This window comes from Vreelandella sp. V005, assembly GCF_052645115.1.
Genome location: NZ_JBQXYA010000006.1, coordinates 218,765 through 226,586, shown reverse-complemented (window position 1 = coordinate 226,586; position 7,822 = coordinate 218,765). Strand labels below are relative to the sequence as shown.

The window sequence follows — 7,822 nt, the reverse complement described above, 5'->3', positions numbered from 1 at the left end:
CCTCGGTGACGTCGAAGTCATCGATCAGCTTGAATAGGTCGCCGACTAGGCGGTGCACGATCTGCTTGGCGCGGTCGTTACCGCCTGACTGGTCAAAGCCGGCGACGGTTTTGATGAAGTCTTGAACGTCGGGAGTATCGAATATCTTCACGGTCATGATGAAACCTCTATTTTTATAGGCTTTTGTTTTATAAAAAGAACTGGCGTGTTCTATCGATAATTAGCTGTCGTCGTCGCGCACTGAAGAGGGATGACGGCACAGCGGTTTGACGCGGATCTCCATGTAGGGGAAGAGCGGCAGATTGCTGACCAACTCTTGCAGTTCGGCGTTGTCTTCCACGTCAAAGATACTGACGTTCGAGTAGCTGCCCGCTACCCGCCACAAATGTCGCCATTTGCCCTGACGCTGTAGGTCTTGGGAGTACGCTTTTTCCGTTGCCTTGATCTTGGCGGCCTGCTCGGCTGGCATGTCGGGCGGTAACTTAACGGTCATCTCAACTTGAAACAGCATATGGCTCTCCTCTTTCATCGCGGGCGGATGCAAACGATGGTTTTGTTTGCGTGGCGTTTACTTACGTGAGTAGTGCGCCAACTTATCTTCATCTAATTTGATGCCCAGTCCCGTACCTGACGGCACTTCTACGCCAAACTCGGTGTATTGGAGAGGCTCTGCGACAATGTCATCTTTCAGCAGCAGCGGGCCGAACATTTCGGTGCCCCAGGCCATCTCGGGCAGCGTTGCCCAGGCGTGAAGTGAGGCGGCAGTACCAATGGTGCCTTCCAATAGGGTGCCGCCATATAAGCCCACCCCAGCTGCTTGGGCGACATGGGCAAGCTCCAAAGCGCCATGAATGCCGCCTGATTTGGCAATCTTCAGCGCGAAGGCGCCACTAAAACCGCCACAAATAAGATCTAGCCCATCGCGGGCATCCTGCACCGCTTCATCGGCGAGCATGGGCACGTTGAAACGATTCGCCAAGCGAACTAAACCGGCATGTTCACGAGCGCCAATAGGCTGCTCAATTAGCTCAATACCGGCATCCTGCAGCGCCTGAATACCGCGAACGGCGGTGGATTCATCCCAGGCCTGATTAACGTCAACGCGTACGCTGGCACGGTCACCCAGCGCCGCTTTTATCGCCGCCACATGGCGCACGTCTTGATCGACCGGGTTAGCACCAATTTTCAATTTGAAGTCGCAGTGGCGACGCTGTTCTAAACGCAGCAGCGCCTCATCGATATCTTTGGCGGTATCACCGCTGGCTAGCGTCCATAACACGGGCAAGTGATCCTGGCGTGCGCCGCCCAGCAGCTCGGCGACGCTCAATCCCAAGCGTTTGCCCTGGGCATCCAACAGCGCCGTTTCTAATGCAGACTTGGCGATCATATTGCCGCGGGCATGGCGGTTAAGCCGAGCACGCAACTGGTGAACATTGTTGGAGGGCTGACCGACCAGCAGCGGAGCTAGATAAGTATCAATATTGCGCTTAATGCTCTCCGGGCTCTCTGGTCCGTAGGCCAGGCCGCCAATGGTGGTGCCTTCGCCCAGCCCTTCGATACCGTCGGAGTGGCGCATGCGTACAATCACCATGGTTTGGCAAGCCATGGTAGCCATGGAGAGTTTGTGAGGACGGATGGTCGGTAGGTCGACCAATAGCGTCTCAATATGTTGGATGACGGTTGACATGCAGGCTCCAGCGTCTGGCAATCGTTGACTTGAGGTCAGTTTGATGGCGCGAAGTAGAGGGAACCAATATTGTTTAGGTGCTGGGTCATACCGAGGAGGTATCACCAATAAGCGGACAATCCTGCCGATTTAGCTGACAGCCAAGCTGAATTGGGCATCTAAACTTTTCCTATAGCTATATCCATTACTCTCTTATGGATAATTTTTTTATATTTATTTCAAATGCTTGGAAAATTAGTACGGCTATGAGTCAAGTATCATCACCCATTGGGTGACAATGCTTATGTGAACCCATGACAGGCGCGTGTTACCCATACCAGTTACTCACTATTATGCAATGCACTAGCGCTAAACCCTATGTCCAGCCGCTATTTATAGCGTTCCACCGCATTCACCGAAGCGCACTGAAACAGGCGACTCTTGCGACAAAAGAATAAGTCGACGCTGGCAAATCGTCGCTATCTCATCGCCAAACGGGAAACTCAGACTAGTTGTCTAGTCCTAATGCCTTCCTTGCTGACAATACGTCATCATGGGGATCATGGTTCCAGAGCCAATCGAAGCGTTTCTCCAGGTTCTCGATGAGCTTGGCCTCATCACTGCCAATACCCACGCCCGCATACTCGTATACGTCGCCCGCCTCATGAGAAGTGCGCTGCACCTTGCAGGTGCGTGCATGGCGTACCTGTTCGAAGGTAGCAAGAACATCGCTGACGTTGTGACGATGGCAACTGGCATCCACCAACAGGGTCGCCAGCACATAAGCGTCCTCCAGCGCCTGACCGGCCCCCGCCCCCTGGTGAGGCACTAACGCATGGGCGGCATCGCCAACGATCAGTACGCGGTCGCGCTGGTAGCGGGCAAGCTCAGGCAACTCATGCAGCGCCCAGCGCGTTGGCTCAGCAATGCACCCAAGAATGGCTTGGCAAGCCGGGCTCCAACCTGCAAATACGTCTAACATTTCTGCCTGGCTGACGGCTTGAACCCACGCTTCACCTTCGGACAGTTTAGGGTTCGGTATCGAACGATCGGTAATGAAGGCCACAACGTTAACCAGTTGCGACTGCTTAACCGGGAAGGTCAAAATATGGCGATCTTTGCCAAGATACATTTGAGGCACCCATGCCAGGCGTTTCTCGCTGCCTTTAGCCTCGAGAGCAGCCTCTAGTTCCCTGGTGGGAATCATGCCACGATAAGCATAAGTGCCACTCCAGAACGGCGTAATTTCGCCGTACTGCTCCGGGGGTAGCACATGGGGGCGTACCGCCGACTTAATGCCGTCAAATCCGATGATCACATCCCCCGTAAAGTGAGTGCCATCGTCGAAGCTGGCGGTGGCGCTGTCGGCGTCTTGCTTAACGTCTATACAGCGTTTGCCGAAATGGGCGATGCCTTCAGGCAGATGGGCAACAATCGCAGCAAGAAAATCGGCACGATGTACCGAGGATTGGCCCACACCTGGCGCCAGGCTGGCCGTTAAGTAGGTATCATCGCTGCCTCGGCGCCACTCGAACCAGACATCCTCAAAGGGCGCTGGTGAGGAGTCGGCAATACGCTGATAAGCGTTTTCCAACCCCAATAGCTGAATGGCTTTTACCGCATTGGGGCCAAAGGAGACACCCGCACCAATTTCTGAGAACTGAGGAGCCGCTTCGAAAAGCTGAACATCAAGCTGGCTATCACGGGATAATGCAACGGCGAAAGCGACGCCTCCGATACCACCCCCGATGATGCCAATCGAAAGACGTTTTGGCTGTGTATTTGCTACTGTGCTGTTAGCGATCATGATTTAACTCTGCTCAGGGGACCTATCGTTATATGTTGAGCGTTACGCTCTCCCCTTACGCTATTCGGAAGCGTCAACTGTCACCACACAGCCTCCTTCATTCAGACTATAAGCGGCGCTAATAACAAGATGAATCAATCAGTTAAAAACCTCTCTAACGGCTGCATTCGACCATCGTGGAATACGTGGCGAGGCGCAAGATGATGGAGAAGCTGGCCAACATTGACCTGAATCTACTGGTCGTTTTTGACTTGTTGTACCAGGAACAAAATACACAACGGGTGGCGCTGCGCTTGGGTATCACCCAACCGGCGGTGAGTCACGCACTGAAACGCTTACGCCACTTGCTGGAGGACGAACTTTTCGAGCGCACGTCGCAAGGTTTGCAACCTACGCCCCGTGCCAGTCGACTTCACCCCGGCATTGCGGATGCATTGTCGCGAATGAACGAAACGCTGAACCTATGCGACGATTTCAATCCCGCTAACAGTGAGCGCACTTTCCATATCAACATGACCGATATCGGTGAAATCGTGTTCCTTCCACGCCTGCTGCAATATCTTTCCCACCATGCGCCGGGGATTTCACTCAATACCGTGCGCAGCCACCATAATGACCTGAAAAACGAGATGGAGGAGGGAGAGATTGATTTGGCAGTTGGCCTGATCCCGCAACTTGGGGCAGGCTTCTACCAGCAGCGACTGTTTGTGCAACGCTACGTTTGCCTAATGCGCGAGCATCATCCGCTCGCCGCTAGAGAATTTAGCCTTGAGGCGTTTCGCGCAGCGCATCACGCGGTGGTGGTTGCCCGGGGGACCGGGCATGGCATTATCGAAGAGCAGCTTGCGCACGCTGGGGTCGTGCGCCCAGTTCGGTTAACACTGCTGCATTTCGCGGCGGTTCCCTATATCGTCAGCAACAGCGACCTCGTAGTGACGGTCACCGATAAGTTAGCCGAGGCAACGCGAACACGTTTCGGGTTAGCCATTCGTGAGCACCCCCTAACGTTCCCAGAAATCCCGATTAATCTTTTCTGGCATCGTCGCTTTCATCAGGACCCAGGCAACCGCTGGCTGCGTGGGCTGATGTTTTCTCTGTTCTCTGAATAGGGGTCATTAACGCCTAGGAATTCGGCTTCGCCCACGCGGCGCGGGTGCTATGGGCTGCCGTTTTATTGGTAATTTTCCAGCTGCCGTCAACCTTCACCAAGGCAATCACATCGACCCAAGAGTCCTCAAGGTTTTCACTATTATCAAAGCCTAGTAGAACGCTGGCGACCTCTCCGGCCTGGGTGATGGCAATAAAACGGCTCTTCACCGCTCGCTGGCTATTCGCCCAGCGCTCGAAGCGGTTGCTGATCAAGTCAGTTGCCAAGGCGCCCTCAGCGTCCAGAGCAAAAATCCACGCCTCTTTATGAAATGCCTCCTGAAGCTTTTCCATACCGCCTTGAAAGCCATCCACATATAGCTGCACAACCCGTTTGATCTCATCGATCTCGGGTGCATCGCCCACAACAGGGATATTCGTCATCTTTTTACTCCTGCTTATTAATTGCTATTTTTGTACTGTTTATAACCCAAGCACCTCACGGGCCTGCTGCCACGTAGCCACGGGGCGCTGATATTTTTCACATAAGGCGACGGTACGCGCGACCAGCGCGGCATTAGAGGGCGCCAGCGTTTTGCTATCCAGGCGAACGTTATCTTCAAGACCGGTACGGGTATGACCGCCAGCCGCAATCGACCACTCGTTAAGCAGGTATTGATTGGCGCCAATACCCGCACCGCACCACTGAGCCTCCGGCGCCAGGCGCTTGAGCGTCTCGATATAGAAATCAAACGTTGGCTTGTCCGCTGGCATCGCGTTTTTAACCCCCATGACAAACTGAACATAGAGCGGCGTTTTTAGCTTGCCTTGCTTGGTAAGGTTCACTGCTTGGTGGATATGCGACAGATCAAACGCTTCGATTTCGGGCTTAACGCCGTACTTAAGCATCTCATCGGCAAGCCAATCCACTAGCTGCGGCGGGTTCTCGTAAACGCGATTGGGGAAGTTATTGGAGCCTACTGAGAGGCTGGCCATATCAGGCTTGAGCAGCAGCATCCCGCCACGCGCTTCTCCAGCGCCGGAACGCCCACCGGTAGAAAGCTGAATAATCATGCCAGGGCAGTGCTTCTTAAGCCCTTCCATCAGCCGACCAAACTTCTCTGGGTCGGATGAAGGTGTTTGGTCATCGTTGCGCACATGGCAGTGAGCAATCGTAGCGCCCGCCTCGAACGCTGCCTGGGTACTTTCAATCTGCTCCTCCACCGTGATGGGCACGGCAGGGTTGTTCTCTTTGCGCGGCAGACTGCCGGTAATGGCGACGCAAATTATGCAGGGCTGAGCCATGGACACCTCTTTTGTTCTTATTGCGAACACTAATTTGTATTACGAACAAATTAGTTCACCTCCTCCCAAGCGTCAAATTTAATTCCTCAAGGCTCAAGAGCGGTTTTCGGCTGTGAGGCGAATTCACTTTCCGAAATTACGCCTTCCAACCTAAAATAAATGACAAGTACTTGACATAATTTTGAAGCTAACCTAATTTCTAGGTTAACGAGGTGAACCACTAGATTTTATATCTAGACCCTATAAAAACAAAATTAATAGTAATTTCTGGAGCTTAAGGAATGTCTATTACTACCAATATGACAATAGACCGTCGTAATGCCATGAAGCAGTCAGGCGCCTGGAATGACATGCTCATTACAGACTACCTTGACAAAGCGGCAGCGCAAGTGCCTGACAAACCAGCCATTGTCACCTACACCATGGCCACAGGAGAGCGCACGCAGCTTAGCTATCGCGAACTCAATGAGCGGGTCACTCAAATAGCCGTTGGGCTTGTCTCGCTTGGTATTCAGGTGGGGGATGTGGTGTCTTGCCAATTGCCTAATTGGTGGCAAATGACCGCGCTCCACTTAGCGTGCGTACGCATTGGCGCGGTACTTAACCCGCTTATGCCCATTTTTCGCGAGCATGAGTTACGTTTTATGCTCGCCCAAGCCGAAAGTAAGCTGCTCGTCGTACCCGGCGTGTTTCGCGGTTTTGACCATGCTGCCATGGCAATCACGCTGAAGGCAGAATTGGCATCGCTAACCCACGTGCTAGTGATTGGCGATGAAGGTAATGGAGAATACAGCTTTGAAGCACGGCTGCTTAACCATGGCGAGGAGCAGACGCACGATGCGGCTGCCCTGTTTAAGCAGCGTCGCCCATCTGGCGATGATGTTGTGCAACTGCTTTACACATCGGGTACTACGGGTAAGCCGAAAGGGGTAATGCACACATCCAATACGCTGCTTAGCCATATTCGCCCCCTTGCCGAACGCTTAGCGCTGAAGGCTACTGATACCACCTTGATGCCTTCGCCTCTGGCCCATCAGTTAGGCTTCCTTTACGGCCTGATGATGCCGATCTACTTGCAGGCCACGGCCGTTCTACAAGACACGTGGTTACCCGCTGAAGCCGTCAATATCGTACGCCTTGAACAGCCCACTCTGATGCTGGGCTCTACCCCCTTTTTGGCCGATATCGCCGAGCAAGCGATTGCTCACGGAAGCGATCTGCAGTCATTGAAGCTATTTCTATGTGCGGGCGCCCCGATACCCAGCCCGCTGGTAGAGAAAGCGGCGCGTAATTTACCCACTAAAATCATCTCCGCCTGGGGCATGACCGAGAACGGCGCCGTTACCACTACCCGCTTGGATGACGCACCCTCATGTTCAGTCGAAACCGATGGCGTCCCCCTACCCTTTATGGAACTCAAGGTAACGGATATTGAGGGCAACCCCTTGCCGCCTAACCAGGAAGGCAGCTTATGGGTGCGCGGTGCCAGTCTGTTCGTTGGCTACTTCAAGCAGCCTGAGCTTTACGGCGTAGATGAGGAAGGCTGGTTCCCAACGGGGGATTTAGCACGCCTGAATGAAGCGGGCTATGTGCGAATCACCGGGCGCTCCAAGGATGTGGTTATTCGTGGCGGCGAGAATATCCCCATTGTGGATATCGAAAATACCCTCTATCAGCATCCTGCTATCCAGGCACTGGCGCTTGTTGGGCGGCCTGACGAGCGTTTGGGAGAGCGGTTGGTTGCTTACGTCGTACTCAAAGAGGGCTACGCCAGCCTGAACCTTGAAGAGATCACACAGTTTCTTACCGAGCGGCATGTCACGCGTCAATACCATCCGGAGTTTCTTCAAGTGCTGGAGGAGTTGCCACGCACGCCCTCTGGAAAAATTCAGAAATTTAAGCTTCGCGACCAAGCGGCTATGCATGCCGATTCACGCGCTTGATGTGTCATTAGGCGC

Annotated in this window: 7 protein-coding genes; 2 read left to right on the top strand and 5 right to left on the bottom strand. The window is 53.6% G+C overall.

Annotated features, from left to right (window positions below):
• Positions 1 to 220: 220 nt before the first annotated feature.
• The 3 genes from catC to salA all read right to left on the bottom strand — a co-directional run bounded on the left by catC (position 221) and on the right by salA (position 3,473).
• Positions 221 to 511 (bottom strand): muconolactone Delta-isomerase, encoded by a 291-nt coding sequence (gene catC, locus ACUN8H_RS14705; RefSeq protein WP_445532815.1) that lies wholly within the window; start codon positions 509 to 511, stop codon positions 221 to 223.
• 57 nt (positions 512 to 568) lie between these two features.
• Positions 569 to 1,687, bottom strand: coding sequence for a muconate/chloromuconate family cycloisomerase (locus ACUN8H_RS14700; protein ID WP_445532814.1), 1,119 nt, complete (start codon positions 1,685 to 1,687; stop codon positions 569 to 571).
• Positions 1,688 to 2,174: 487 nt separating this feature from the next.
• Positions 2,175 to 3,473, bottom strand: coding sequence for a salicylate 1-monooxygenase (gene salA / locus ACUN8H_RS14695; RefSeq protein ID WP_445532813.1), 1,299 nt, complete (start codon positions 3,471 to 3,473; stop codon positions 2,175 to 2,177).
• A 200-nt stretch (positions 3,474 to 3,673) separates the two neighbouring features.
• Here salA and ACUN8H_RS14690 point away from each other — a divergent pair, with 200 nt between their 5' ends.
• On the top strand, positions 3,674 to 4,582 hold the full coding sequence (locus ACUN8H_RS14690) for a LysR family transcriptional regulator (protein ID WP_445532812.1): 909 nt from the start codon (positions 3,674 to 3,676) through the stop codon (positions 4,580 to 4,582).
• Between the two features lie 13 nt (positions 4,583 to 4,595).
• On the opposite strand, the gene ACUN8H_RS14685 is transcribed toward ACUN8H_RS14690, so the two are convergent.
• A complete protein-coding gene (locus ACUN8H_RS14685) occupies positions 4,596 to 5,003 on the bottom strand; it encodes a nuclear transport factor 2 family protein (protein ID WP_445532811.1) in 408 nt (135 codons plus the stop codon).
• Positions 5,004 to 5,042: 39 nt separating this feature from the next.
• Positions 5,043 to 5,864 carry a 3-keto-5-aminohexanoate cleavage protein gene (locus tag ACUN8H_RS14680; RefSeq protein WP_445532810.1) on the bottom strand — a complete coding sequence of 274 codons (822 nt, stop codon included), beginning with the start codon at positions 5,862 to 5,864 and terminating at the stop codon, positions 5,043 to 5,045.
• 281 nt (positions 5,865 to 6,145) lie between these two features.
• Between ACUN8H_RS14680 and ACUN8H_RS14675 the strand changes: the two genes are divergently transcribed.
• Positions 6,146 to 7,807 (top strand): AMP-binding protein, encoded by a 1,662-nt coding sequence (locus ACUN8H_RS14675; protein ID WP_445532809.1) that lies wholly within the window; start codon positions 6,146 to 6,148, stop codon positions 7,805 to 7,807.
• Positions 7,808 to 7,822 lie beyond the last annotated feature (15 nt).

Coding starts and splice junctions, on each gene's coding strand:
- catC (WP_445532815.1), bottom strand. CDS start 511: ATGCTGTTTCAAGTTGAGATGACCGTTAAGTTACCGCCCGACATGCCA.
- ACUN8H_RS14700 (WP_445532814.1), bottom strand. CDS start 1,687: ATGTCAACCGTCATCCAACATATTGAGACGCTATTGGTCGACCTACCG.
- salA (WP_445532813.1), bottom strand. CDS start 3,473: ATGATCGCTAACAGCACAGTAGCAAATACACAGCCAAAACGTCTTTCG.
- ACUN8H_RS14690 (WP_445532812.1), top strand. CDS start 3,674: ATGATGGAGAAGCTGGCCAACATTGACCTGAATCTACTGGTCGTTTTT.
- ACUN8H_RS14685 (WP_445532811.1), bottom strand. CDS start 5,003: ATGACGAATATCCCTGTTGTGGGCGATGCACCCGAGATCGATGAGATC.
- ACUN8H_RS14680 (WP_445532810.1), bottom strand. CDS start 5,864: ATGGCTCAGCCCTGCATAATTTGCGTCGCCATTACCGGCAGTCTGCCG.
- ACUN8H_RS14675 (WP_445532809.1), top strand. CDS start 6,146: ATGTCTATTACTACCAATATGACAATAGACCGTCGTAATGCCATGAAG.